At 64.2% G+C, this 26,052-nt stretch carries 22 protein-coding genes; 15 read left to right on the forward strand and 7 right to left on the reverse strand.

Going from position 1 to position 26,052, the window contains the following annotated elements:
* The first annotated feature begins 66 nt into the window (after positions 1-66).
* From gnd to QM596_RS10365, 11 genes are all read left to right on the forward strand, one after another.
* Positions 67-1,524 (forward strand): NADP-dependent phosphogluconate dehydrogenase, encoded by a 1,458-nt coding sequence (gene gnd / locus QM596_RS10315; protein WP_007730904.1) that lies wholly within the window; start codon positions 67-69, stop codon positions 1,522-1,524.
* Positions 1,525-1,586: 62 nt separating this feature from the next.
* Complete coding sequence (locus tag QM596_RS10320; RefSeq protein WP_283308884.1) at positions 1,587-3,089, forward strand: DEAD/DEAH box helicase; 1,503 nt, start codon at positions 1,587-1,589, stop codon at positions 3,087-3,089.
* A 4-nt stretch (positions 3,090-3,093) separates the two neighbouring features.
* Complete coding sequence (locus tag QM596_RS10325; RefSeq protein WP_020907757.1) at positions 3,094-3,975, forward strand: DMT family transporter; 882 nt, start codon at positions 3,094-3,096, stop codon at positions 3,973-3,975.
* 3 nt (positions 3,976-3,978) lie between these two features.
* Positions 3,979-5,415, forward strand: a complete 1,437-nt coding sequence (locus QM596_RS10330; protein WP_042919784.1) for a GuaB1 family IMP dehydrogenase-related protein — start codon at positions 3,979-3,981, stop codon at positions 5,413-5,415.
* A 311-nt stretch (positions 5,416-5,726) separates the two neighbouring features.
* Entirely contained in the window at positions 5,727-7,109 is a 1,383-nt protein-coding gene (locus QM596_RS10335; RefSeq protein ID WP_019748444.1) for a hemolysin family protein, read from the forward strand.
* Positions 7,102-8,190 (forward strand): hemolysin family protein, encoded by a 1,089-nt coding sequence (locus QM596_RS10340; protein ID WP_003944826.1) that lies wholly within the window; start codon positions 7,102-7,104, stop codon positions 8,188-8,190. The genes QM596_RS10335 and QM596_RS10340 overlap by 8 nt, the downstream gene beginning before the upstream one ends.
* Positions 8,191-8,193: 3 nt before the next feature.
* Positions 8,194-9,072: a hypothetical protein gene (locus QM596_RS10345; protein WP_060938561.1), complete on the forward strand. Its 879-nt coding sequence runs from the start codon at positions 8,194-8,196 to the stop codon at positions 9,070-9,072.
* A gap of 18 nt (positions 9,073-9,090) precedes the next feature.
* Positions 9,091-10,404: a CoA transferase gene (locus QM596_RS10350; protein WP_283308886.1), complete on the forward strand. Its 1,314-nt coding sequence runs from the start codon at positions 9,091-9,093 to the stop codon at positions 10,402-10,404.
* Positions 10,405-10,435: 31 nt separating this feature from the next.
* A complete protein-coding gene (locus QM596_RS10355; protein ID WP_019748441.1) occupies positions 10,436-10,912 on the forward strand; it encodes an OsmC family protein in 477 nt (158 codons plus the stop codon).
* Positions 10,905-11,939, forward strand: coding sequence for a nucleoside hydrolase (locus QM596_RS10360; RefSeq protein WP_283308888.1), 1,035 nt, complete (start codon positions 10,905-10,907; stop codon positions 11,937-11,939). The genes QM596_RS10355 and QM596_RS10360 overlap by 8 nt, the downstream gene beginning before the upstream one ends.
* A 230-nt stretch (positions 11,940-12,169) precedes the next feature.
* The gene (locus tag QM596_RS10365; protein WP_283308889.1) at positions 12,170-13,117 is read left to right on the forward strand and encodes a sulfite exporter TauE/SafE family protein; all 948 of its coding nucleotides are present in this window, start codon (positions 12,170-12,172) and stop codon (positions 13,115-13,117) included.
* A gap of 61 nt (positions 13,118-13,178) precedes the next feature.
* Here the strand turns inward: QM596_RS10365 and meaB are convergent, their stop codons facing one another.
* The 3 genes from meaB to mutA are packed head-to-tail and all read right to left on the reverse strand — an operon-like array spanning position 13,179 to position 18,333.
* Positions 13,179-14,171: a methylmalonyl Co-A mutase-associated GTPase MeaB gene (gene meaB / locus QM596_RS10370; RefSeq protein WP_003945003.1), complete on the reverse strand. Its 993-nt coding sequence runs from the start codon at positions 14,169-14,171 to the stop codon at positions 13,179-13,181.
* A gap of 17 nt (positions 14,172-14,188) precedes the next feature.
* Complete coding sequence (gene scpA / locus QM596_RS10375) at positions 14,189-16,441, reverse strand: methylmalonyl-CoA mutase (protein WP_019748436.1); 2,253 nt, start codon at positions 16,439-16,441, stop codon at positions 14,189-14,191.
* Positions 16,438-18,333, reverse strand: a complete 1,896-nt coding sequence (mutA, locus tag QM596_RS10380) for a methylmalonyl-CoA mutase small subunit (RefSeq protein WP_283308891.1) — start codon at positions 18,331-18,333, stop codon at positions 16,438-16,440. Before mutA ends, scpA begins: the two co-directional genes overlap by 4 nt.
* 423 nt (positions 18,334-18,756) lie before the next feature.
* Here mutA and QM596_RS10385 point away from each other — a divergent pair, with 423 nt between their 5' ends.
* The 3 genes from QM596_RS10385 to QM596_RS10395 are packed head-to-tail and all read left to right on the forward strand — an operon-like array spanning position 18,757 to position 20,681.
* Entirely contained in the window at positions 18,757-19,464 is a 708-nt protein-coding gene (locus QM596_RS10385) for a TVP38/TMEM64 family protein (RefSeq protein ID WP_283309294.1), read from the forward strand.
* Between the two features lie 31 nt (positions 19,465-19,495).
* The gene (locus QM596_RS10390; RefSeq protein WP_003944858.1) at positions 19,496-20,092 is read left to right on the forward strand and encodes a hypothetical protein; all 597 of its coding nucleotides are present in this window, start codon (positions 19,496-19,498) and stop codon (positions 20,090-20,092) included.
* Between the two features lie 55 nt (positions 20,093-20,147).
* On the forward strand, positions 20,148-20,681 hold the full coding sequence (locus QM596_RS10395; RefSeq protein ID WP_003944797.1) for a hypothetical protein: 534 nt from the start codon (positions 20,148-20,150) through the stop codon (positions 20,679-20,681).
* Between the two features lie 36 nt (positions 20,682-20,717).
* On the opposite strand, the gene QM596_RS10400 is transcribed toward QM596_RS10395, so the two are convergent.
* From QM596_RS10400 to QM596_RS10410, 3 genes are read right to left on the reverse strand one after another with little or no spacing between them, the layout of a single operon-like run.
* Positions 20,718-22,001: an SPFH domain-containing protein gene (locus QM596_RS10400; protein WP_003944935.1), complete on the reverse strand. Its 1,284-nt coding sequence runs from the start codon at positions 21,999-22,001 to the stop codon at positions 20,718-20,720.
* On the reverse strand, positions 22,001-22,432 hold the full coding sequence (locus QM596_RS10405; RefSeq protein WP_019748432.1) for an NfeD family protein: 432 nt from the start codon (positions 22,430-22,432) through the stop codon (positions 22,001-22,003). The genes QM596_RS10400 and QM596_RS10405 overlap by 1 nt, the downstream gene beginning before the upstream one ends.
* A gap of 42 nt (positions 22,433-22,474) precedes the next feature.
* Positions 22,475-23,302: a DUF3097 domain-containing protein gene (locus QM596_RS10410; RefSeq protein ID WP_283308895.1), complete on the reverse strand. Its 828-nt coding sequence runs from the start codon at positions 23,300-23,302 to the stop codon at positions 22,475-22,477.
* A 67-nt stretch (positions 23,303-23,369) separates the two neighbouring features.
* Between QM596_RS10410 and QM596_RS10415 the strand changes: the two genes are divergently transcribed.
* On the forward strand, positions 23,370-24,161 hold the full coding sequence (locus QM596_RS10415) for an Rv1486c family protein (RefSeq protein WP_283308896.1): 792 nt from the start codon (positions 23,370-23,372) through the stop codon (positions 24,159-24,161).
* Here QM596_RS10415 and QM596_RS10420 read toward each other — a convergent pair.
* Entirely contained in the window at positions 24,151-25,917 is a 1,767-nt protein-coding gene (locus tag QM596_RS10420) for an enoyl-CoA hydratase-related protein (protein ID WP_283308897.1), read from the reverse strand. The two genes, QM596_RS10415 and QM596_RS10420, sit on opposite strands and share 11 nt — an antisense overlap.
* Positions 25,918-26,052: the final 135 nt, after the last annotated feature.

Raw genomic sequence — 26,052 nt, forward strand, 5'->3', positions numbered from 1 at the left:
GCACCGTTTTCGGCTGCGCACAGCGCAGGATTTCACAGCCGCGGACCGAGAGGGAAAGCTGTAAGTATGTCAACCACTAGCACCGAATCACCCCGAGCTCAGATCGGCGTCACCGGCCTGGCCGTCATGGGTTCGAATATTGCCCGCAATTTCGCCCGCCACGGTCACACCGTTGCCCTGCACAACCGCAGCATCGCGAAGACCGATGCCCTGATCGCCGAGCATGGTTCCGAGGGCGATTTCGTGCGCACCGAGACCGTCGAGGAGTTTGTTGCCGCACTGCAGAAGCCGCGACGCGTCCTGATCATGGTCAAGGCCGGCGCCCCGACCGACGCCGTGATCGAAGAGCTCGCGAACGCCATGGAGCCCGGCGACATCATCATCGACGGTGGCAACTCGCTCTACACCGACACGATCCGTCGTGAAGCAGCGATCCGCGCCCGCGGTCTGCACTTCGTCGGCGCTGGTATCTCCGGTGGCGAAGAAGGCGCACTCAACGGTCCGTCGATCATGCCCGGCGGCCCGAAGGAGTCCTACGAGGCTCTCGGCCCGCTTCTCGAGTCCATCTCCGCTCACGTCGACGGCACCCCGTGCTGCACGCACATCGGCCCCGACGGCAGCGGTCACTTCGTCAAGATGGTGCACAACGGCATCGAGTACGCCGACATGCAGCTCATCGGCGAGGCGTACAACCTCTTCCGCGACGCACTCGGTTACGACGCCGGTCAGGTCGCAGACGTCTTCACCGAGTGGAACAAGGGCACGCTCGAGTCCTACTTGATCGAGATCACCGCCGAGGTGCTCCGCCAGGTCGACGCCGAGACGGGCAAGCCGTTGGTCGACGTCATCGTCGACGCTGCCGAGCAGAAGGGCACGGGCCGCTGGACGGTCAAGTCCGCTCTGGATCTGGGCGTGCCGGTCACCGGTATCGCCGAGGCCGTTTTCGCTCGCGCACTGTCCGGTAGCCGCAATCAGCGCGCCGCAGCTCAGGCGCAGGGTCTGGCCGCCGGCTCTCTCGGCGACAAGCCTGCTGACGCCGAGCAGTTCGCCGCCGACATCCAGGCCGCGCTGTACGCGTCGAAGATCGTGGCGTACGCGCAGGGCTTCGATCAGATCGCTGCCGGCAGCGCCGAGTACGACTGGAACCTCAAGCCTGCCGACCTGGCGACGATCTGGCGCGGTGGCTGCATCATCCGTGCGCAGTTCCTCAACCGCATCAAGGACGCGTTCGACGCGGATCCGAGCCTGCCGAGCTTGATCCTGGCGCCGTACTTCCGCGAGGCCATCGAGGCAGGCATCGACAGCTGGCGCCGCGTGGTCGCCACCGCGACGATGCTCGGCATTCCGGTACCGGCGTTCGCGTCTTCGCTCTCGTACTACGACGGTCTCCGCGCGGAGCGTCTGCCGGCCGCCCTGACTCAGGGGCAGCGCGACTTCTTCGGCGCGCACACCTACGAGCGCATCGACAAGCCGGGCAAGTTCCACACACTGTGGAGCGGTGACCGCAGCGAAATCGAGGCCTGATTCACAGCGGGTATCGGTAGATGCGGTCATCTGCGTCTACCGATACCCGGTAGCCTGGACAAATGCAGGAATCGACGATCGACTCGCCCACCTCGACCGAAGGGCGTTCGTTCGTCGACCTCGGAATCCCCGCCGTGATGGTGCACGCGTTGCGCCGTAGCGGCATCGATGCCCCCTTCCCCATTCAGTCGGCAACCATCCCCGATGTTCTTGCCGGCCGGGATGTCCTCGGGCGCGGCGCGACGGGTTCCGGAAAGACTCTGGCCTTCGGGCTTCCGATGCTGGTGCGCCTGAAGGGTGGGGCGAGCAAGCGGAATTGTCCGCGCGGTTTGGTGCTCGCTCCCACCCGTGAGCTGGCGATCCAGATCCACAAGGCACTCGACGACGCTGCTACCGAGATCGGTTTGCGTGTGGCAAATGCGGTCGGTGGCGTTCCGATCAAGCGTCAGGCCGACATCCTTGCCCGCGGCGTCGATCTCCTGATCGCGACCCCAGGGCGCCTACTCGACCTACTCGAGCAGAAGTCGGTGATTCTCGACGACGTCGTGATCACGACCATCGACGAAGCCGACCACATGGCAGACATGGGTTTCATCGACGAGGTTGCGAAGATTCTCGACACGACACCGAAAGACGGTCAGCGCCTTCTCTTCTCGGCAACACTCGACGGCAAGGTCGACGATCTGGTCGCGGGTTACCTGCGCAATCCGGCGTCGCACTCGACTGCTCCCCCGGTTGCCACGGTCTCGACCATGGAGCATCACCTGCTCTTCGTCGACCGCGACGACAAGAGATCCGTTGTCGCACATATCGCTTCACGGGCGGGACGGACCATCATGTTCGTCAAGACCAAGCACGGAGTGGATCGTCTTGCGCAGCAACTGCATTTGATCGGTGTCTCGGCCGGCGCCCTGCACGGCGGCAAGACGCAGAACAACCGGACCAAGACCCTCGCGTCGTTCTCCGACGGGACAACACCGGTTTTGGTCGCCACCGATGTCGCCGCGCGCGGAATCCATGTCGACGACGTGACGCTCGTCGTTCACGTCGATCCCCCGGCGGAGGCGAAGGACTACCTGCACCGGGCCGGCCGGACGGCACGCGCCGGGGAATCGGGCGTCGTCGTCACCATCGTCACCGACGAAGAACGTGATTCGGTCGAGAAGTTGACCAAGCAGGCAGGCATCAAGGTTCACGGCGTGCGGGTTCGTCCTGACGATCTGGAGCTCACGCGCATCACCGGTGCGATGGAGCCGACGGGCATACCGGTCGAAGCTCCCGATACGACGGTCGCCGTCAAGCACACCGCCAAGCGTGGCCGTCAGGAACACGACACTGCAGGCCGGACCGCTGCCGGAGGCCGGATGAAGAAGGACGGCGACAAGCGCGCCGCTTCCTCGCGGCGCGTCACCGATCCGAAGAGTGTGAAGAAGATCCGTGCGGACGGCACTCCGGTCCCGACCCGTTCGGAGCGTCTGGCGTCCAAGGGCTTGACCCCGCGTCGCGGCGCACCCGGCGCAGGAAAGCCGTCTGCCGGAAATCGGGCGGGCAAGCGCGCACACTGAGGGAATGGGTGATCTTCCACTGATCTCTGTTCTCTGCGCACTCGTCGCCGCGCTTCTCTTCGCGTGTGCCTCCGTCGCTCAGCAGCGCGCCGCGTCTGCGGTTCCGGAGGGCGAGGCGTTGGTGGCGTCGTTGATTCGCAGTCCTCGGTGGTGGGCCGGGCTGATCGGTGACGGCGGCGGTTACGTCATGCAGGCCGTTGCACTGTCGTTGGGTTCGGTGTTGGTGGTGCAGCCGCTGATCGTGACCTCGCTGCTGTTCGCGCTGCCACTTTCGGCCAGGTTCTCTGGAATTCGCATCACCCGTTCTGCGTGGTCGTTGGCGATCATGCTCGCGATTTCCTTGGCGATCTTCCTCGTAGTCGGCGATCCCACCGAGGGAGACAGCAACGCTCCCTGGTCGGATTGGGCTGTGCCCCTGACTATCACGGTCGCAGTGGCCGTGGTCGCAACTATCGGCGGCTTGTCCAAGCTCGACGGTGGCTGGCGCGCACTGCTTCTCGGCTCCGCGGCCGGAATCTTCTACGGCGTGGCCGTCGCTTTCACCAAGTACGTCACCGACCTACTCGGGCACGGTGTCGTCGGGGTGATTTCGGCATGGCAGACGTGGGCGCTGATCGCCTCGGGCGCAATCGGGGTCTACCTCCAACAGCGCGCGTTCCAGGTCGGGCCTCTGTCGGCGTCGCTACCTGCCCTGACGATCGGCGAGCCGATCGCGGCCATCTTCCTGGGGATGACGGTTCTCGACGAACGCCTCCGCGTCGACGGTCCCGGAATTGCTCTCATCGGGTGCGCCGTCGCCGTCATGATCATGACCACGATCGCCCTCTCCCGCTCACAAGCACGCGATACCGAGGGCGCTACGGCGGAATCGACGGTAGGCTCGTGAAACGTGCAGTTCCTCGAAGGGCAACGCCCCCCATACGACCTGACCTACGACGACGTCTTCCTCGTCCCTAACCGGACCGAGGTCACCTCTCGGTTCGACGTCGATCTCAATTCTTCCGACGGATCCGGAACGACCATTCCCGTCGTCGTCGCCAATATGACCGCAGTCGCCGGCCGCCGCATGGCCGAGACTGTCGCCCGCCGCGGCGGACTGGTCATCATTCCGCAGGACGTCCCCACTGACGCTGTCGCCGAGACCGTGGCGTTCGTCAAGAGCCGCCACCTCGTCGCTGATACGCCGGTCACGCTGAGTCCGGACGACGCCGTCTCCGATGCGCTGGCGCTGCTACCCAAGCGTGCACACGGCGCAGTCGTAGTGGTCGAGGACGGCAAGCCTCTCGGTGTCGTCACCGAGGCTGCCTGCGCGGATGTCGATCGGTTCACTCGCCTACGTACCGTCGCGATCACCGACTTCGTCACCGCCCCGGTCACCGCCACACCGCGTGAGGTCTTCGAACTGCTCGAAACCAAGCACGATCCGTTGGCCGTCATCGTCAACGAGGACGGAACCCTCGCCGGCGTCCTCACTCGCACCGGCGCGATTCGTGCCGGCATCTACGACCCCGCAGTCGATGAGCGCGGCGCACTCCGGGTCGCTGCTGCGGTCGGTGTGAACGGCGACGTGGGCGCCAAGGCCAAGGCACTCGTCGACGCCGGTGCCGACGTGATCGTCGTGGACACGGCTCACGGTCACCAGCAGAGAATGATCGATGCGCTCACCACCCTCAAGGCGCTCGACCTCGGCGTCCCGTTGGTTGCAGGCAACGTGGTGTCCGCACAGGGAACCCGTGATCTGATCGCCGCAGGCGCGGACATCGTCAAGGTCGGCGTCGGGCCCGGAGCCATGTGCACGACTCGCATGATGACCGGCGTCGGACGCCCGCAGTTCTCGGCCGTCGCGGAATGTGCTGCAGCAGCACGTGAGCTCGGCAAGCACGTCTGGGCCGACGGCGGCGTTCGCCACCCTCGCGACGTTGCACTCGCCCTCGCGGCGGGCGCGTCGAACGTCATGATCGGCTCGTGGTTCGCCGGCACGTACGAGTCCCCCGGCGATCTCAAAGTCGATCAGGCGGGCAACGCGTACAAGGAGAGCTTCGGTATGGCCTCCAAGCGCGCTGTTGCCGCTCGCACAGCCACCGAAACGGCTTTCGATCGCGCCCGTAAGGGATTGTTCGAGGAAGGCATCTCCAGTTCGCGGATGCGTCTCGATCCCGAGCGTCCCGGAGTCGAGGACCTGATCGATCAGATCTGTTCCGGCGTACGCAGTACCTGCACGTACGCGGGTGCGCGCTCACTCGAGGAGCTGCACGAGAAGGCAGTTCTGGGAGTGCAGTCCGCCGCCGGATTCGCCGAAGGACGGCCGCTTCCGTCGGGTTGGTGAACCACGTTTTATGACAGTCGGCGGGTGCTCGGGTCCCTACTCCCGGGCACCCGCCGGTATCATTGGATCCGTAAACAGGAAACAAAACTCGGTCGGGTGCCCATCGGCGACCCGACCGAGCCCGCTACAGCCGAGAAATACTCGGCTTCGACGAGAGGAACCCGGTGCCCGAGGCACCCACACACTTACCCGGCGCTACACCCGTCGTTTTATCCGAGGAATCGTCTGATTCCGCTGGTTCGGAGGGCTCCTCTAGCGAGCCGGGAGACAAACCCGGCGGCCCCCGTGCACACCTCAGGTGGCGATGACACATGGACATCGTTTTCACCATTCTCAGCCTGGTCGGCTTCATCGCGCTGACTGCAGGCACCGCCCTCTTCGTGGCGGCCGAATTCTCACTGACCGCGCTCGAACGCAGCACCGTCGACGAAGCTGCTCGTGGCGGCGACCGACGCTCGCGGCAGGTTCAACACGCGCACAAGACTCTCTCGTTCCAGCTCTCCGGCGCTCAGCTGGGCATCACGATCACAACCCTGATCACCGGTTACCTGGCCGAGCCCGTTCTGGCACGGTTCATCACACCGGTCACGAAGGCCGTCGGGCTCAGCGAATCCGCTGCCTCGACAACGTCTTTGATCCTGGCGCTCGTGATTGCGACCTCGTTCTCCATGATCTTCGGTGAGCTCGTACCGAAGAACCTCGCAATCTCCAAGCCGATGCCCACCGCCCGCGCGACTGCGGGCCTGCAAGCGGGCTTCTCGCTGATCTTCCGGTGGGCCATCAACGGCCTCAACGGAACCGCCAACTGGATTGTGCGACGCCTGGGCATCGAACCCGCGGAAGAATTGCGCTCGGCGCGATCACCGCAGGAACTCGGGTCCCTCGTGCGGACGTCCGCGCAGCGCGGGTCCATCGACAAGGGCACGGCGATGCTCGTCGACCGTTCGCTGCAGTTCGGTGACCGCACCGCAGAAGAGCTGATGACTCCGCGAGTGAAGATCGAATCGCTGGAACTCTCGGACACCGTCGCAGACCTGATCGTGACGGCGTCGCGAACTGGCTACTCGCGCTTCCCCGTCGTTCGCGGCGATCTCGACGACACAGTCGGCGTCGTACACATCAAGCACGCGTTCACCGTTCCGGCCGAGCGCAGGCGGACGACGCGCGTCGACAGTCTGGCTCAACGTGTGCCCGTCGTGCCGTCGAGCCTGGACGGAGACACCGTCATGGAGCGGATCCGCTCCGACGGCATGCAGGTCGCGCTTGTCGTCGACGAATACGGCGGAACAGCCGGCATCGTCACGATGGAAGACCTCATCGAGGAAATCGTCGGTGATGTGCGCGACGAACACGACGAACCCGAACTCGACGTACAGCGCGTCGGCGACGGCTGGTCGTGCTCCGGTCTCCTGCGCATCGACGAGGTCACGTCGGCAACCGGATACACCGCGCCCGAAGGCGACTACGACACCCTCGGCGGTCTGGTGCTCACCGAACTGGGCCGAATCCCCGACGAGGGTGACGAAGTGGAATTGCCCGACGTCGACTCCTCCGGTGATTCCCGCGGAAAGTGGATCGCCCGAGTGACCAGTATGGACGGCCGTCGTATCGACCGAGTGACCATCACGCCGGTCCCGGCACATGTCGAACCCGAATCCGCAGACGACGACACGAAGGAGTCCGACGATGAATAACCTCTTCGGTGTACTCCTCACCGTCGTGCTGCTCGCCGGTAACGCATTCTTCGTCGGTGCGGAGTTCGCGCTGATCTCCGCACGACGCGACCGCCTCGAGGCACTTGTCGCGCAGGGTAAGAAGCGGGCACTCACGGTCATCAAGGCCGGTGAGAACCTCTCGCTGATGCTTGCGGCAGCTCAGCTGGGCATCACGATCTGCTCGATCCTCCTCGGTAAGGTCGCCGAGCCCGCCATTGCGCATCTCCTCGAGGTGCCGATGGAAGCCGTCGGCCTTCCCGACGGATTGCTACACCCGATTTCGTTTGCGATCGCGCTCTCGCTGGTCGTCGTGCTGCATATCCTCCTCGGCGAAATGGTGCCCAAGAACATCGCGTTGGCGGGCCCCGAGAAGACGGCCATGCTGCTCGTTCCCGTGCATCTGGCGTTCATCAAGATCGCTCGCCCGATCATCGCGTTCTACAACCTCTGCGCCAACGGAGTGCTCAAGCTCCTGCGCGTCGAGCCCAAGGACGAACTCGACGTCACTGTCTCGGCGGTGGAGTTGTCCGCGATGATCGGTGAATCGCGATCCGAGGGTCTGATCGACGCCGAAGAACACCGGCGCTTGAAGCAGGCACTCGAATCGACAGATCGCACCGTCTCCGAGGTCCTGATCACCCTCGACAAGGTGCGGACCATTCCCCTCACGCCGTCGGGAACAACACTGGGTGAGATCGAGCGTGCGGTCATCGAGACCGGATACTCGCGTTACCCGGTCCGAGCGAGCGACGGATCGCTGGCCGGGTACGTGCACCTCAAGGATGTGCTCGACGAGGTGCTCGACGAAGCTGCCGGGCCGGACACCGTCGTTCCGACATCGGATATCCGCCCGTTGCCCATCGTTCCGCTCAGCACGCCGCTGGCCGAAGCGTTGGCCGGCCTTCGTCGGGCCAGCTCGCACCTCGGCGCAGTCACGGACGCCGACGGAGTCGTGATCGGTATCGTCGCGCTCGAGGATCTGCTCGAGGAGTACGTCGGAACGGTTCGCGACGGCACGCACCGCGGCACGGATGCTGTTCCCGGACAAAGAAACAGCTGATCGATGACACGTTCGGTGCATTCACTCGCACTCGCACAGAGCGAGTGGACGGCTCGGCGGGCACTTCACCTCGAGGAGGTGGAGAAGCTCGTCGAGCCGCACCGAGCGCGTCGTAGCGCCGGTATCTCTCACCCGGTGCACGACTTCCTCTTCACGTACTACAACTTCAAGCCCGCCCAACTGCGCCGCTGGCACCCCGGGTACGGAGTCGCACTCGAGAACGCCGGCGAATACGCAGCCTTCTCCGGCTACCGCGTCGACGATTCGGGTACCGCGACGGTCGAGTCCGCCGTGCTGGAGCGTCGGCGTCACACAGTCGAATTCGTGTGGAATCTGTTGAATCAGACGTCGGCGCGGCCCGCTGTGCTGGGTTGCTTCGGCCTCCACGAATGGGCGATGGTCTATCGCGGCGGCGAGGACGCGATCCGTCACCAGTCAGTGCCGCTGCGGCTCGGGTTCGCCGGTACCGACGCGGTCGTCGAATCCCTGCCACTCAAATGCACGCACTACGACGCGTTCCGGTTCTTCACACCGGACGCGGCCCCCAAGAACTCGCTCCCGCTTGCACGCGAAACTCAGATCGATCACGAACAGCCGGGCTGCCTGCACGCGGGTATGGATCTGTACAAGTGGAGCTTCAAGTTGTTGCCACTCGTGGATTCCGATCTGGTGATGCGGTGCTTCGAACACGCGCTCCTGGCCCGTGAACTCGACATGCGCGCGAGCCCATACGACCTCGCCGAGTACGGGTACTCCCCCATTCGTATCGAAACTCCCGCGGGCCGCGCCGAATACGTGCGTCAGCAACAACAGTTGGCGGATCGTGCTGCGCCGCTCCGCGATACGCTGGCAGAGAAGTGCCGGGAGCTTCTCGGCCACTGAACTGCCGAAAGGCGCCACATGGATCACGGGTACGGGTTCTATCTCGACGAATACCAACGTGACGTCGGGGTGCACACCGACGACCGACGCGGCCACATCGAATGCCCGGACTCGGCGGGCTTCCTTGCGGCGCACTTGCCGGTGTTCGACCTCGCTGCAGGCTCAGTCGCGGCCTTCGCCTCGGCAATTCCTCGGTCAACCAGCCGGGGCGACGGACACTGGACCCTCGATCCCGAGCGCATCGCCGCGTCCTTCTCGAGCGATCGACTGTTCCGGATCGGCGGCGAACCGATCAACGGATTCTCCGAATACTCGGGGTTCTTTGCCGCCCGCGACGGTTGGGTCCGCACGCACGGCAACTATCCACACCATCGCGACCGCCTGCTCGCCATCCTCGAACTCGACCATGGATCACCTAAAGATGCAGTGGCGCAACGGATATCCGAACTCAGCGCCATCGAGATCGAGCAGCAGGCCGCCGGGATCGGCGCCATCGCGGTCCGTGTTCGTACCGAGACCGAGTGGCGCCTGAGTGAGCAGTGCGCAGCTGCGAGGTCTGAGCCTCTGGTATCCATCCGAGTACGCGACGAGGGAAAACCCCGCACGCATCCGACGCGCCCACGTGTTCTCGACCTGACCCGGGTCATCGCCGGCCCGGTCGCGACCCGTGCCCTCGCGCTGGTCGGCGCTGACGTTCTGCGGATCGACCCTCCGGCGATCCCCGAGATCGGATGGCAGCACCTCGACAGTGGCCAGGGCAAGCGGTCGGCGCTTCTCGACCTGAAGTCCTCGGCGGAAGCGGCAGCATTCCGCGAACTCCTCGACACCGCAGACGTACTGGTCACCGGCTACCGTCCGGGCGCACTCGAAGCACTCATCGGGCAGGATCTTCCCGCCCACCTGATTCACGGGCGCGTCAGCGCGTGGGGATGGGAAGGTCCGTGGGCGAATCGCCGCGGCTTCGACAGCATCGTGCAGGCCGCATCCGGTATCTCGTTCCTCGAGGGCGGCGAGAAACCGGGCGCACTTCCAGCGCAGGCCCTCGACCACTCGACCGGATACTTCTTGGCAGCTGGGATCCTCGACGCGTTGATGCTGCGCTCGCAGGACGGCCGTGGCCGCGATGTCGACGTGTCATTGGCCAGCACCGGCGCCCGTCTTCTCGACGCACCCGGCCGAACCGTCCATCCCGGTCTACCGACCGCTCCCGGCCTGAATGTTGTTGTCAACCATGCCGACGTGACCACCGCACGACCCGCGCTGGCAGAGTTCGAGGACTACCCCGAACCAGCCCATCCGTGGGGATCGGATCGCGCGGAGTGGGCACACTGAGGGACCGGCACATTCAGGGCAAGATGGACCTGTGAAGTCACATACCTACACACTCGACCTTCAGTGGACGGGCGATCTGGGAACCGGAACGTCCAGCACGCAGGGATATTCGCGCAATCATGCAATATCCGCGGTCGGAAAGCCGGAACTTCTCGGCAGCTCCGATCCCTCGTTCCGCGGTGACGCGCAGCGATGGAACCCCGAGGAACTGCTCGTTGCCTCCCTCGCCCAATGCCACATGCTCTGGTACCTCGGTCTGGCAGCTGCCGCTGGGGTCGTCGTTCTCGACTACAGCGATCAGCCGGTCGGCAGCATGATCGAGGAATCCGATGGCGGCGGCCAGTTCATCGAAGTGACGTTGAATCCGACGGTATTGGTCGCGGAGGCGTCGATGGTCGAGAAGGCCGAGGAGCTTCACGGCCCCGCACACACGAAGTGCTTCATCGCTCGGTCGGTCAACTTCCCTGTCCTGCATTCACCGACGATCCTGGTGGCCACCGATGAGTGATACGCACAAGCTCATCGTCGACGTCGACACCGGCATCGACGACTCGTTGGCGCTTCTCTATCTCCTTGCCAGCCCCGAAGCCGAGATTCTGGGGATTGCGAGCACCGCCGGCAACGTTCCGGTGGAACAGGTCGCGGCCAACAACTTGAACTGGCTTGCGCTCTGCGGCGCCCCGGACATCGAGGTTGCACTCGGCGCCCGCGAGCCACTGGTCATCCCGTTGCGCACCACCGAGGAGACTCACGGTCCGCAAGGGATCGGCCATGCCGTCCTCCCCGATTCGGGTCGCAAGCGCTCGGTCCGAACGGCCACCGACCTCTGGGTGGATCTCGTGCGTGAGTACCCCGGACAACTCACCGGATTGGTGACGGGGCCGCTCACCAACCTTGCGCTGGCGATCAGGCGTGAACCCGATCTGCCGTCTCTGCTGAAGCGGCTGGTCGTGATGGGTGGGTCGTTCAACTATCCGGGCAACACGACGCCGACCGCGGAGTGGAACGTCTCGGTGGATCCGCACGCCGCCAAGGAGGTGTTCGACGCGTTCTCCGTCGTACCCGCGCACCGGCGCCCGATCATCTGCGGCCTCAACGTCACCGAATCCATCGAGATGTTCCCCGAACATGTGCGTCGGCTCGCCGAAGCTGCCGGGAGCACTCCGGAAGAGATCATCTCCCCTGACGACGGTCCCGACGTCCGCAGTTCCGCGTCCAACAGCGTGATCAGGCATATGTCCGACGCGATCCGGTTCTACATGGAATTCCATCGTGAATACGACCAGGGCTTTCTTGCTCACATGCATGATCCCTTTGCTGCTGCCGTCGCGCTCGATCCGAGCTTGGCGACACTGAAGCCGGCAACGGTAGATGTCGAAACCGCGAGTCCACTGCTGATCGGAACGACGGTCGCGGACTGGGTCGGACACTGGAAGCGTGAGCCAAACGCGGATATCGCGGTCGGCACCGATCCGGCGGAATTCTTCGATCGACTTGTCCACCGAGTGGGAAATTACGCCCGCGTCGTAGGTTGACCGAGCCGGGCACCGGCTATGCTCGCATGGACAGAACACCAACGAACGAGAACAAAGGACCTGACGTGCAGATTTCCAGCCACGATGCCTCCCCGGCATTTGCGCTCGGATTGATGGCGTTCTGGCCCACTCGTCGTAGCGCATGCTTCGATCAGGCGTGTTGCTGAGCGGCGATTCTCGCTGCCTGCACCCCTGACTTTGTCGCTTCTTCGCTCGGAGTCTGTCTTCTCATGTTCAACCTTCTTTTGTTCACCCTTGTCGGCGTCGGCGCCCAGCTCGTCGACGGCGCCCTCGGTATGGCCTTCGGTGTCACCGCAACCACTCTGTTGATGATCGGTGGCCTCGGTCCGGCTCAGGCCAGCGCCGCTGTTCACCTGGCCGAGGTCGGCACCACCCTCGCTTCGGGTGTGTCGCATTGGAAGTTCAAGAACATCGACTGGAAGCTCGTCGCCAAGCTCGGTGTGCCCGGCGCAGTCGGTGCATTCATCGGCGCAACCGTGCTATCGGGTCTGTCCACCGAAGCGGCAGTCCCCATCACGGCGACGATCCTGCTGGCCATCGGTATCTATGTGGCACTTCGCTTTTCGGTCCGCCCACCGGCCGTCGCGGATGCTCGTACCACTCCGCACACTGCACGTTTCCTGTCCCCCCTCGGCCTGTTCGGTGGTTTCATCGATGCATCCGGCGGTGGTGGTTGGGGTCCGATCACCACCAGCACGCTGCTCTCGCGGGGCAAGACCGCGCCGCGCACCGTGATCGGCTCGGTCAGCGCCTCGGAGTTTCTGGTCGCGTCAGCCGCGTCGCTGGGATTTCTTGTCGGGTTGGGTCGTGAGTCGGCGGGAAACCTCCTCGTTGTCGCCGGTCTTGCGCTCGGCGGTGTCATCGCTGCCCCGTTCGCGGCGTGGCTGGTCAGCCGCGTACCTGCCACCTTGCTCGGAACGGCGGTGGGCGGCGTCATCGTGTTGACCAACGCACAGAAGCTGTTCAAATCCTTCGACATCACCGGGGCGGTCACAGTGGCCGGCTACCTGGCCATTCTCGGCGCGTGGGCAGCGCTGCTGTTCTACGCGTGGAAGCGGTCCACGCTCACCCCAGCCGAGGCCGAAGGCGATTTCACGGGCGTCGAACTCGCTGTCGAGAACGAACTCGCCGAGCCTGCGGTCGAACGCGAACGATAGCTCGTCACAGAAGAAATCCCGGGTATCCGCGCTCGGATACCCGGGATTTTGTTTTTTCGCCCTAGTTGCTTCCGTCGAACGCGTCGAGAATTCGCCCCGCCGCCAACGCTGCTGTCAGCGAACCGTCACGCACGCTCTGCTCGACGTCGGCCCGGATCGCACGCACCCGATCGTTGCTCGAGAGCCTGCGTAGCAGCTGATCGTTGACCATCGTCCAGGTCCAATCGACCTGTTGCTTGCGACGCTTCTCCTCGAACTGTCCTGCTTCGGTGAGCACCTCACGGTGTTTGGTGACAGTTCCCCAGAACTCGTCCAGCCCGACACCCTCGAGGCCGCTCATCGTGATGACGGGCGGCTTCCAAATGGCGTCGTGCGGGTAGATCAGGCGAAGCGCTCCGGCCAATTCGCGGGCAGCACCCTTTGCCTCGCGCTCATGCTTGCCATCGGCCTTGTTGACCGCCACCAGATCTGCGAGCTCGAGGACACCCTTCTTGATGCCCTGGAGCTGATCACCGGTACGAGCGAGGGTCAGGAACGTAAAGCAGTCAACCATGTTGGCAACAGTGACTTCGGACTGGCCGACACCCACCGTCTCCACCAGGATGACGTCGAAACCGGCAGCTTCGAGAAGCACGATGGTCTCGCGGGTTGCCTTGGCAACACCACCGAGCGTGCCGGACGTCGGTGACGGCCGGATGTACGCATTCGGTTCGACGGTGAGCCGAGCCATGCGTGTCTTGTCGCCGAGAATCGAGCCGCCGGTGCGGGTGGACGACGGATCGACCGCCAACACCGCAACCCGATGTCCCTTGCCCAGCAAGTACATTCCGAGCGCGTCGATGAACGTCGACTTGCCGACGCCGGGAACGCCGGTGATGCCGATCCGGTGCGCTCCCCCGGCCTCGGGCAGCAACTTCAGCAGAAGCTGCTGTGCAAGGGCCCGGTGGTCGTCGCGAGTGGACTCGACGAGGGTGATCGCCCGAGCGAGGCCGGCACGCTGATTTCCGCGCACCGCCTCGGCGAGGGAATCAATGTCGATGGGCTGACGTGCCATCTTCAGTGACCCCCTTCTCAGCTGTGGTCGTGACCCAGTTGGGCGGAGAGCTTCTCCAACAATCCGCTGGCAGCGTCGGCGATGACGGTTCCGGGCGGGAAGATGGCAGCAGCGCCGGCCTCGTAGAGTTCGTCGAAGTCACCGGGCGGAATGACGCCGCCGACGACGATCATGATGTCGGGACGACCGGCCGCAGCCAAAGCCTCCCGCAGCGCCGGCACCAAGGTCAGGTGACCGGCTGCCAACGACGACACACCGACTACGTGGACGTCGTTGTCGGCCGCCTGATTGGCGACCTCTTCGGGGGTCTGGAACAGCGGTCCGACGTCGACGTCGAATCCGATGTCCGCGAAGGCCGTGGAGATGACCTTCTGGCCACGGTCGTGACCGTCCTGGCCCATCTTCGCGACGAGGATGCGGGGACGACGTCCCTCGTCCTCGGCGAACTTCTCGACCAGTTCCATCGCCTTGCTGATGTTGCTCACCGTTCCTGCCTCGTCGCGGTACACACCACTGATGGTGCGGATCTCGGCCTGGTGGCGTCCGTACACCTTTTCGAGGGCGTCGGAAATCTCGCCGACGGTAGCCATCGCACGGGCGGCGACAACAGCGAGGGCGAGGAGGTTGTTCTCCATGCCGCCTTCGGTGGATGCTGCAGCGCGGGTGAGGTTCGCGAGTGCGGCCTCGACGGCTTCCGGATCACGTTCTGCGCGAAGGCGAACCAGCTTCTCGAGCTGTTCCTTGCGGACCTTGGAGTTCTCGACCTTGAGAACTTCGATGGTGTCGACCTCGTCGGGAACGTACTTGTTGACGCCGACGAGCGGCTGCCGACCGGAGTCGATGCGTGCCTGGGTGCGGGCGGCAGCTTCCTCGATGCGCAGCTTCGGGATGCCTTCGTTGATGGCCTGAGCCATTCCGCCGGCTTCCTCGACCTCTTCGATGTGCTTACGAGCCCGGTTGGCGAGTTCGTTGGTGAGCCACTCGACGTAGTACGAGCCGCCCCACGGGTCGATGGGACGCACGGTGCCGGATTCCTGCTGCAGCAGCAACTGGGTGTTACGGGCGATGCGGGCGGAGAAGTCCGTCGGCAGTGCGATGGCCTCGTCGAGTGCGTTGGTGTGCAGCGACTGAGTGTGGCCCTGGGTGGCAGCCATGGCTTCGACGCAGGTACGCGGAACGTTGTTGAAGACGTCCTGCGCGGTCAGAGACCAGCCCGAGGTCTGCGAGTGGGTACGCAGCGAGAGCGACTTCGCGCTCTTGGGATCGAACTTGGCAACAAGCTCGGCCCACAGGAGGCGTCCGGCGCGGAGCTTGGCGACCTCCATGAAGAAGTTCATGCCGATGGCCCAGAAGAAGGACAGGCGAGGTGCGAACTTGTCGATGTCCATACCGGCGTCGAGGCCGGCGCGGATGTACTCGACGCCGTCGGCGAGGGTGTACGCCAGTTCCAGATCGGCCGTCGCTCCGGCTTCCTGGATGTGGTAGCCCGAGATGGAGATGGAGTTGTACTTCGGCATTTCCGCGCTGGAGTACGCGAAGATGTCCGAGATGATCCGCATCGAGGGCTTCGGCGGATAGATGTAGGTGTTACGAACCATGAACTCTTTGAGGATGTCGTTCTGGATCGTTCCGGCCAGCTTGTCCGGAGTGACACCTTGCTCGCCTGCCGCAGCGACGTACAGCGCGAGAATCGGCAGCACGGCGCCGTTCATCGTCATCGAGACCGAGACCTGCGAGAGGTCGATTCCGTCGAAGAGCTGACGCATGTCGAGGATGGAATCGATTGCGACACCGGCCATTCCGACGTCACCGGCAACGCGAGGATGATCGGAGTCGTAGCCGCGGTGTGTAGCGAGGTCGAAGGCGACCGAGAGGCCCTTCTGACCGGCCGCGAGGTTACGACGGTAGAACGCATTCGACTCCGCGGCAGTGGAGAATCCGGCGTACTGGCGAATGGTCCACGGCTGGTTCACGTACATGGTCGGGTACGGACCACGCAGGAACGGCGCTGCGCCCGGGAAGCTGTCGAGCGGGTAACCCGACTCGGCGGCGGCCGTGCGGTCCGCACCGGTGTACACCGGCTTGACGTCGATGCCTTCCGGGGTGGACCAGACAACCTGCTCGGCGGCGTAGTTGTTGGCGTTGGCGCCCTCTTCGATGAGCGCCTGGGCCTGCTCGACCGACGGCGGTGTGGGTGCCGGAGACTGCGGGTCCTCGAGTGGGACCTCGGCGAAACTGCCGATCACGTGCTTGACCTCTCGTGTCGTCACTTGGAGCTTCCCGTCTCGATGAAGTCGAGCAGTTCGGTCAGAGCCGACACTGCGTCGATGCGGGCGGTGAGGAATCCGTCCGGGCGAGAATCGCCGGTCGCGTCGGCGACTGCCTTCTCCGGTCCTGCGAGCAGCACCTTGGCGATGCCGGCGGCGCGAAGTTCGGCGACGGCCGCTGCGGCGCTCTCGCCGTAGCGCTTGTCCGTGCCGCACAGCACCGCGACGGTGGCACCGGAAGCCTTGACTGCAGCGGAGATGGCCTCGGCGCCCACCTCGAGCGGGCCGGGGTTGACTGCGTCGATACCACCCGAAGCGAGCAGGTTGGACGCAAACGTGGTGCGAACGTTGTGTTCTGCAACCGAGCCCAGCGGCGCGAGAAGCGCAGTGGGACGGGCGCCGCCGGCGGCGAGGAACGCGTCCGAACGGTCACGAAGCGCTTCGAATGCAGCTGCGTAGCGGGCGACGGACTGGCCGGGCTCGACGGCTTCGGCGGACAGCGGCGTTTCGCCGAGGTTCGGGAACTCGTTGACACCGGTGACCGTGGTCTTACGGTGTGCGATGTCGGAGTCGCGCTTGGCCTTCGTGGCAGCGATGCGACCGGAGACGATTCCCGCTTCGAGTGCCGCCAGATATCCGCCGGCTGCTTCGATTTCCTGGAAGAACTCCCACGCGGTGGCGGCGATCTGCTGCGTCAGGTCCTCGACGTACCAGGAGCCCGCCGACGGATCGAGCACGCGGCCCAGGTGCGACTCCTCGAGGAGAAGCAACTGCGTGTTGCGTGCGATGCGCGAGGAGAAGGACTTGCTGACACCAAGGGTGCCGTCGGCCAGGGCGACGTCGAACGGAAGAACAGTCACTGCATCTGCTCCGCCGACGCCGGCGCCGAATGCGGCGAGGGTCGTGCGCAGCATGTTCACCCAGGGATCACGCTGAGCCATCATCGCGGCGGAGGTGACTGCGTGCTGCGGCGCTCCACCGAAGTCGGAAGCTCCACAGACCTGAGCGATGCGGGCCCACACGAGACGTGCGGCGCGGAACTTCGCGATGGTCTGGAACTGATCGTCGGTTGCCGAGTAGCGGAAAGCCAACTGCGACAACGCAGCACCGATGGTCAGACCGCTCTCTGCGGTGAGTGCGCGGAGGTATTCGAGTCCGGCGGCAATCGCGGCTCCGAGTTCCTCGGCATCGCCGGCACCCGCGTTGTGGAAGGCCGTGCCGTCGACGGTGATCGCGTGCACGGTTTCCGCGCGAGCTGCGGCGAGGGCTGCCAACTCGACGGCGCCTGCAAATTCGACGTCGGCTGCGCCTGAGAACGAACTGGTCAGCGGCGCTGCACCGAGGTGGACTCGGATACTGCCGCGATCGCTGACGCCGTCGCCGGCTTCGCCGCGAGCATCGAGGAGAGAGAAGAGTGCGCGGGCTGCATCGTTTATCTCGGCGCCTGCGTCGAGCGTGAGCGGTGCGAGGTCGAGAAGCACGCCCTCGAGCGCAGCGGCGAGGTCGGTGACCGGAACGCCGTCGGCGCCCACCTTCAACCAGAGTGCGCTGACTCCGTTTTCGAGGGCGTCCAGGATGGCGCGATTAGTCTCGGCCGCCGAGGCGGTTCCGAATGCAGCGGAAACCAACCAACCGGCATTGACATCACGGTGAGCGTCGACGCCACGCACGTACGGAAACGTGCCCGGCAAGCTCTGCTCGGGACGCTCGTCGCGTGGGCTGTAGAGCGGTGCGACAGTGACACCGTCGTAGGTGACGGTTTCGAGCAGTTTCTGTGGCTCGGGGCCCAGCTCTGCCGCATCGACTCTGCGGGACTTGGCGAGCACACCGGCTACGGAGCGCTGCCACTCCGCGTACGCCTGCTCGACAGCCTCGGCTTCTGAAGCTAATGACACTGTGTCCGCTCCCTCTCATTTTTTGCGTGAGCGCTTTACCGATAATCGGATTTGTTCGTTAGTTCTGTGATGCTAACCCGCGGTTGAGCCCAGATATCGTGAGGATCACGTCATGTTCTTCACAGGGCTGTTCGCGGCCACTTTCCGACCGGTCAGACGACGTGCAGATTCGGTCGTTCGTGCACGTGTGACCGGCCCTTACCTAGCGATTGTTCAGCATGTTTACGGGTTACCCGCGAGTTCGTTTCACTGGCCGGGACTACAGGTGAAGGCCACTCCGAAAGCCTAGTGGTTTTCGTCACAGCGCCGTTTCATTGTCGCCTGGAGCACGTCGCTTTCCCGCCCCCGTGGCAATGTTCGACTCACGATTGCGGGTCGGCAGTCGGCCCGGTTCACCGTTCGCAGGTAGCCTTGTGACCTGTGATGGGACGCCTGCTGGACCGAAGATTGATCGCAATAGTCCTGGTAGTGCTCGCTTTGTTCCTCGCAGCCCTCCTCGCCCCACATCCCACGGTGTCCCAGGTGCGAGAGTGGGCGGACTCGGTTGGCCCGGCGTTTCCCCTCGTGTTCTTCCTGGTTCATTCGATAGTCACCGTCGCGCCGTTCCCGCGCACCGTCTTCACCCTCAGTGCGGGGGTTCTTTTCGGCTCGGTGACCGGCATCGCTCTTACTGTGGCGGCAACGACTGTGAGCGCCGTTCTGGCCCTCTACCTGGTCCGCGCCATCGGCCGTGACGTCGTGTGGCAACGGATTTCGAGTCCGACGATCCGGCGGGTGGACGAGCGGATCGAAAAGCGGGGGTGGCTGGCCGTCGGCTCTCTGCGCTTGATCGCGTTTGTCCCCTTCTCGGTGGTGAACTACTGCTGCGGCATTTCGTCGATCCGGATCGTGCCCTACATCCTTGCCACCGTCGTCGGCATCTTGCCCGGCACTGTTGGGATTGTCGTTCTGGGCGATGCGCTCTCCGGCGAAGCCGATCCTCGTTTCCTGATTCTGTCCGGGATCTGCATTGCGATCGGCATCGCCGGTCTGGTGTTCGACGCTCGCCGTCAGCCTTCACCGGGCGAAACCATCGTTGCCAACGGTCAACCTCAAGAGGTTGATTTGATTGAGTCAACCCAAAAAGATTGACTATTGACAGTCAACTATCTAGCATTGACTAATGTTCGTACTGACAGTGGATCAGCGAGGTAGCCGACGCGATGTCGACCGCGTCGGGGACATCATCGACGACATGGCCGATCGCAGGCTCCTGCGGCCGTTCGAGCGCACTGCGGGCGACGAGATTCAAGCGGTGACCGACGATCCGGCGCTACTCGTCCTCGTCGCACTCGAGCTGATTCGGCGCGAGCACTGGAGTGTCGGGATCGGGATCGGTCCCGTCGAGCAGCCTCTCCCACGGCAGACCCGGGCCGGACGAGGACCGGCATTCGAAGCTGCTCGGATCGCCGTCGAGCGAGCCAAGCGAGCTCCGGCCAGAATTGCCGTCGAACAGGCGCCGGCCGATAGCTCACGCGACGAACTCGCCGCCGATGTCGATGCCGCGTTCACCTTGCTCGGAACGATTGTCACGAGACAGACGAAGGATGGACGCGAAGCCATCGCTCTGATGGACAGCGGACTTACTCAGGTCAGCGCGGCAGCCCACCTCGGAATCACCAAACAGGCCATGTCCAAGCGACTCCTGACAGCCGGGTGGCACGCAGAACTCGCCGGGCGCAGACTCGCAGAACGACTTTTGGTCAGACTCCAGCCCTAGACTGCTCACGCTCGCACCGGTACAAACTCGTCGACACAGCAGGGGGCTCGAATACATGGTCGTTCTGGCGTTGATCGCGCTCGCCGTCGCCGCCGCGGCACCAGCAGTTGCAGCGGCACTGGGACCGCTCAGTCGTGGTCGACTGGAAGTCCCCGAATGGGCGTCGTCCGTGGTGGCTCTTCCGGCGCTGGGTGTTGCCGCACTGGCATCGACCCGAACGACCCCGGTCACCGGTTTCGCTCTCGGGGCGACGCTTGTCCTGTGCGTACTTGCCGCCGCCACGGCCGGTGCACCGTTGGTACTTGCCACCTTCAAGATCGCTCGTCGCCAACCGGACGGGAGCCCGGCACCGGACGCCGGACCTCTTCGCGGCGGACGTGTGATCGGCATCCTCGAACGGCTCGCGGTGGCAGCGTCGATTCTCGCAACCTGGCCGGAGGGGATCGCGATCGTCTTGGCAGTCAAGGGGCTCGCACGGTACCCGGAACTTCGCGAACCTCACGCGTCCGAGCAGTTCATCATGGGAACCTTCGTCAGCGTCCTCTGGGCGATCGCAGTATGCGGAACGGGACGGGCACTCATCACGTAGGTGACGAGTGCCCGTCCCGATTACTACGAGAGGCGCCTACCGGCGCTGGCCGCCCTCCGGCGGCTGATCCTGGTACGGGTACTTCTGCTGGAATTCTTCGCGTTCGGACGGCAGCGGTAGCTGACCGGGCCAAGGATTTTCACTCTGCTGCGGCAGCGCGGGATCTACGAATCCGGGCTGCTCGGGCGCACTTTCACGGAGGTGCCTGACCGCAGCTGCCGGATCTTCGACGGGAGTGCGTGCAGCAACTTCAGCAGCACGGACTGCTTCTGCGATAGCCGGATCGGATTTCGTTTCGAACCACTCCGCCACCTCAGCTGAATCGTCCTCAGGGTTGGGAAGATTCTCTTCGGCGGCCGGCGGCTCGTAACGGAAGACACCGTCCTGCCCCTGCGCGCCAAGCGTTTTCGCAAATCCCTTCAGTGCGTCACCGAAGTCGCTGGGCACGAGCCACACCTTGTTCGCATCGCCTTGCGCCATCTGCGGCAACGTCTGAAGATACTGGTATGCAAGCAATTCCGGAGTCGGCTTACCGGACTTGATAGCAGCAAAGACCTTCTCGATGGCCTTGGCCTCGCCTTGGGCCTGCAAGTACTTGGCCGCGCGGTCACCTTGGGCCCGAAGAATCTGGGACTGACGCTCACCCTCGGCGTTGAGGATCGAGGCCTGCTTGTTGCCCTCGGCGGAAAGAATCTGGCTCTGCTTGGCACCCTCGGCTGTCTTGATAGCGGATTCGCGGTGGCCTTCAGCCGTCAGAATCATCGCGCGCTTCTCGCGGTCCGCCTTCATCTGCTTTTCCATCGACTCCTGGATGGAGGGCGGAGGATCGATGCTCTTGAGCTCGACGCGGGCCACTCGCAGGCCCCAGCGGCCGGTCGCCTCGTCGAGGACACCACGAAGCTGACCATTGATGGAATCACGCGAGGTCAGAGTCTCTTCGAGGGTCATTCCGCCGACGACGTTTCGCAGCGTCGTGGTTGTCAACTGCTCGACGGCAGCGATGTAGTTGCTGATCTCGTACACCGCAGCTTGCGGATTGGTGACCTGGAAGTACACCACCGTGTCGATGGACAGTGTCAGGTTGTCCTGGGTGATCACCGGTTGCGGTGGGAAGGAGACCACCCGCTCACGAAGATCCACCTTGGCGCGCACACGATCGGCGAACGGGATCAAGAATGTGAGCTGACCGGACACCGTCTTCGAATACCTACCGAGCCGCTCGATCACCGCGGCTTCTGCCTGCGGTACCAGTGCTACCGACTTCGCGACCACCAAGATCACGAATAGCACCAACACACCGAGCACTATGAGTGCTGCCATTAAGGTCCCCTCCAGACGACTGCTGTTGCGCCGTTGATTTCCATCACCGTCACCTTGGTGCCCGGCGGGTACACCTCGGTGGTGTCGTACGGCCTGGCAGTCCACACCTCGCCGTTCAACTTGACCTGCCCGGAATGCTCGCCCACTTCTTCCAGAACCAGAGCGTGTTTACCTTCGAGTGCCTGAATTCCGGTCGGGGTCGGTGGCGGACTACCGAAGCGACGCAACATGATCGGTCGCACACCCAGGACGAGGGCGGCGGAGAACACTCCGAACATGACGGCGTCGACCCACACCGGGAAGTCGGTGACAGCACTGACACCGGCAGTAGCGAGCGCCCCACCGGCGAGCATCAGCAGGAAGAAATCCCCCACCAGCGCTTCGGCCCCGGCGAGCACCAGTGCTCCGATCAGCCAAATAAGTGCAGCCACAACACCATCTAACCAGAATGTGTGACCCAGGCCGCCGCTACGTCAGTTCGGCTCGGTAACGAAATCGACAAGTTGTTCGACGGCACCGATCAAGGGAGCTTCCAGATCGCGGAAGCTCTCGACCGAGTTGTAGACCCGCCGCCAGCCCTCCTGAGGTGTCCCCCAGCCCAGTTCGCGGCAGATTCCCGTCTTCCAATCCTCGCCGCGTGGAATCTTCGGCCAGGAGGCGATTCCGACAGATTTGGGACGAACGGCCTCCCACACGTCGATGTACGGATGTCCGGTCACCAACACGTTCGGGCCGAGGCCCTGAGTCAGTTGGGTTTCCTTGGAACCGGTGACCAGGTGGTCGACGAGGACACCGACACGGCGGCCGGGGCCCGGCCCGAATTCGGCAAGCCGCTCCCCCAGATTGTCGAGCCCTTCGAGATGTTCGACGACAACACCTTCGACGCGAAGGTCATGGCCCCACACCCGCTCGACGAGGGCAGCATCGTGTACTCCCTCCACCCAGATCCGGCTGGGCAGTGCCGTGCGTGCACGTAAGCCTTCGACTCGGGTCGAACCCGAAGCCGATCGTGCGGGTTTGGTGGACGCGGGCTTGGGGGCCGGGCGAACGAGGGTGACCGGTGAGCCGTCGAGGAGGAAGGCCGCCTCGCGCATCGCGAACAACCGCGTCCGGGAACGCCCGTCCTCGAGTCGCACGAAATCGCCGTCGTACGTGCGCTCGAAACCGACAACCGCACCGCAGAATCCTGTCGCCGCATCCTCGACGACAAGATCACGTTCGGCCGCCACTTCAGGCGTCACGCGCTTCTGTTTGCGGGTATGACCCGCAAAAATGTCACCGTATCCGTTGCCACCGCTCACGCCGGATCACGCTAGGTCACAACGCCGGGGCCGCGCATGTCGCCACGCCGAACTAAACTTCACGGTCATGAGTTCTCCCAGCGCAACCCTCACCGTGTGGGCAGCGTCATGGCTCGCGGGCGACGCTGCGCCGGACGACGTCATCGACGCCCTTGCCGCGTGGGCGCCGATGCACCTGATCGGCGCCGCCGATGCGGAAACCGCGGTCCGCCACGATCTCGAGTGGCCGGGAGTCACGGCTTCGGGTGTGTCCACCCTGTTGAGAATCGCCCGCTCGGAGGCTGCTGAAGTCCGCCTGGTCCTTCCTACGGCCGGCGATGTACGTGGCCTGCCCACTGGCACCGAGTTCGCACGCGCTGCGATCGCAACGGGTGAAGGGATACAGATCGGCGCCGTCGGCAAGCCGGGAGTCGGCCTCGTGCCGTCGAAGGAAGGTCCGGACGTCTTGCGGTGGACGGTTTTCTCCATTCCCACTGTGGCGGGCAGCGCCGAATCGACCGGACTCCGTGAAGCCGAATACGAACTGCGCCAGGCTGTTCGGGACGCAGCGGAGGTGCTCGGCGGGCTTCCGACCGTAGCCACCGGAATGCCTGGGGGCGACGCTCGTACGCTGGTCGCCGAAGCGCTGCAGGCCCAGGCCGGGTACCGCTGGCCGTCGACACTGTCACCTCGGCATCTACAGGTGATCGACACCGCCGACAACGTGGCAGCCATTCTTACCGTCGCTGCGTCGGTCTCGACCAATCAGGCCCCGAGCGTGTCCACTGCGCAGAGGCGTGACGACCTGCTGCGACGACTGTGGGACGTCGTTCGCACTGCCCGTGTCGCGTCGGCGAACAGCGTGTCGATCAGAGCTTGAGCACGAAGTTCCGGCGTTTCTCGGCAAACCCGTTGCGGTCACCGAACATGTCGATCTTCATCTCTTCGAGCTCACGCTCCTCGTAGGGCCCCACCGGATCACGTTCCAGTCGACGACGTTTGCGCTCCAGCATCGATTCCATCCGATCTCCTTCGAGCAAGTCGGTGGCGACCTCGTGCAACCACGCCTCGAACAGATCCGGCCGCCTGGGGCCGATCGCGTCGACAAGTCCGATGTCCAAGGCTCGACGGATACCGATCGCACTGCACTCGGCCAGCAGGCTGCGGGCCTGCTCCTCGCCGACCCGAGCCGGAAGTGTGTACGTGTGCAGTTCCGAGCCGAACAGGCCCATCGTGGCGTAATGAGGATTGAGAACCACACCGTCCCTGGCCACGACTACGTCGGCTCCAAGCGGGAGCATGACCCCGCCGGCACCGGCGTTGCCTGTGAATGCCGCCACCACAACCTGTTCCGTACAGGTGATGATCGCTTTCGCGATCTCGTTGATGGCTTTGATGTTGGCCCACGCTTCTCCGGCTTGATCCGACGCTGTCTCGATGACGTTGAGGTGGATACCGTTGCTGAATCTGTCGTAGTCACCCGTCAGGACAAGGATCTTGGTGTCCTGCGCGATCGCCCAGCGGAGCCTGGCGGCCAGTCGGGCGCATTGCTTCGTACTCATCGCACCGTTGTAGAAGCGGAACGAGAGATATCCGATTTCGCCGTCGCGGTGATAGTCGGTCTCGGGGTAACGACTCTCCCAGACCTGTGGAACGAACACGTCCGGACGTACGACCGCGGTCGACGGAAGTTTGACATTGCCGGCGCCGACGAGCCGCGCATGTCCGATCCATACGGAGCCCGCACCGGTGGCGACACGTATCGCCTGGTGGAAGTACTCGACAATGGTGCCGGGCGCTGCATCGACGTGGGTATCGGGGTGAGCGTCGTAGACGTAGACCCGGTCGAGCCCCAACTGAACGGCGACGCCGGGAAACCCGTCGGCGGCGTTGACGGCGCGGACGATGCTCGACGCGTCTTCCTCCCAGCTGAAAACGCGATCGGCCTGTTTCATGCTGGGCCTCGATCGGGCCGATGCCACGGGCCGCGCAACTCGGTCCGATGGGATCGCCTGGAAGTCAGGAGTACGGAAATGTTCGACGACCTCCGTAATGCACTCCATCGCCGCGTCGGTGACTGCCTCGTTGTATACCGAAGATTTGGTTACACCGCTCTGGAGTTCGAATGTCCGCCACGCCCACACCGCTCCGGCATCGAGTTCCTCGGCGGCCTGCAACGCGGTCACTCCCCAGATCGGTTCGCCATCCGTTATCGCCCAGTCCAGCGAGGACGGTCCGCGATCACCGGGCGGGCCGGGATGGATGATGATCGTTGTCCACCGCTGCCAAATAGATTCCGGTACATAGGCTTTCAGAAACGGGCAGATGATGAGATCAAAATCTCCCGCAGACGTCGCGGCCAGCACTGCGTCCGCGTCGGCGACGACGGCGGTGCGGACTTGGTGCCCCGCCTCGCGAAGAACAAGACCAGCCCGCTGCGAGAGACCATTGTCGGAGGTGACGAGAAGAAGCACGCTCAACGGTGGCGCGGAAGCCGCGCGTGGGCGTGAGCGCCGGAACAGTGCCGCCGTCGCCGCTCGCAGACGGCCCCTGCCCGTTGCATCTTCGCGTAGCTTCGTCGTTGCTCCAGCGCTGGAAATAGCCACAGAAGTCGTGAGTGCGGCCGATTTGGGCATCGGTCTAACTTCGGGGGTCGAAACCATGGATTCCTGCTCGCATGCTCGGGTATCTGCAGCGCAGACCGAACTCCCCCCAGAGCAGGACCGACGCACCGATAGATTGATTGAGGTATTTAGGGACTTTATACCTAC

It is taken from the genome of Rhodococcus sp. IEGM 1406 (genome assembly GCF_030056745.1).
Taxonomy (GTDB): Bacteria; Actinomycetota; Actinomycetes; order Mycobacteriales; family Mycobacteriaceae; genus Rhodococcus_F; species Rhodococcus_F erythropolis.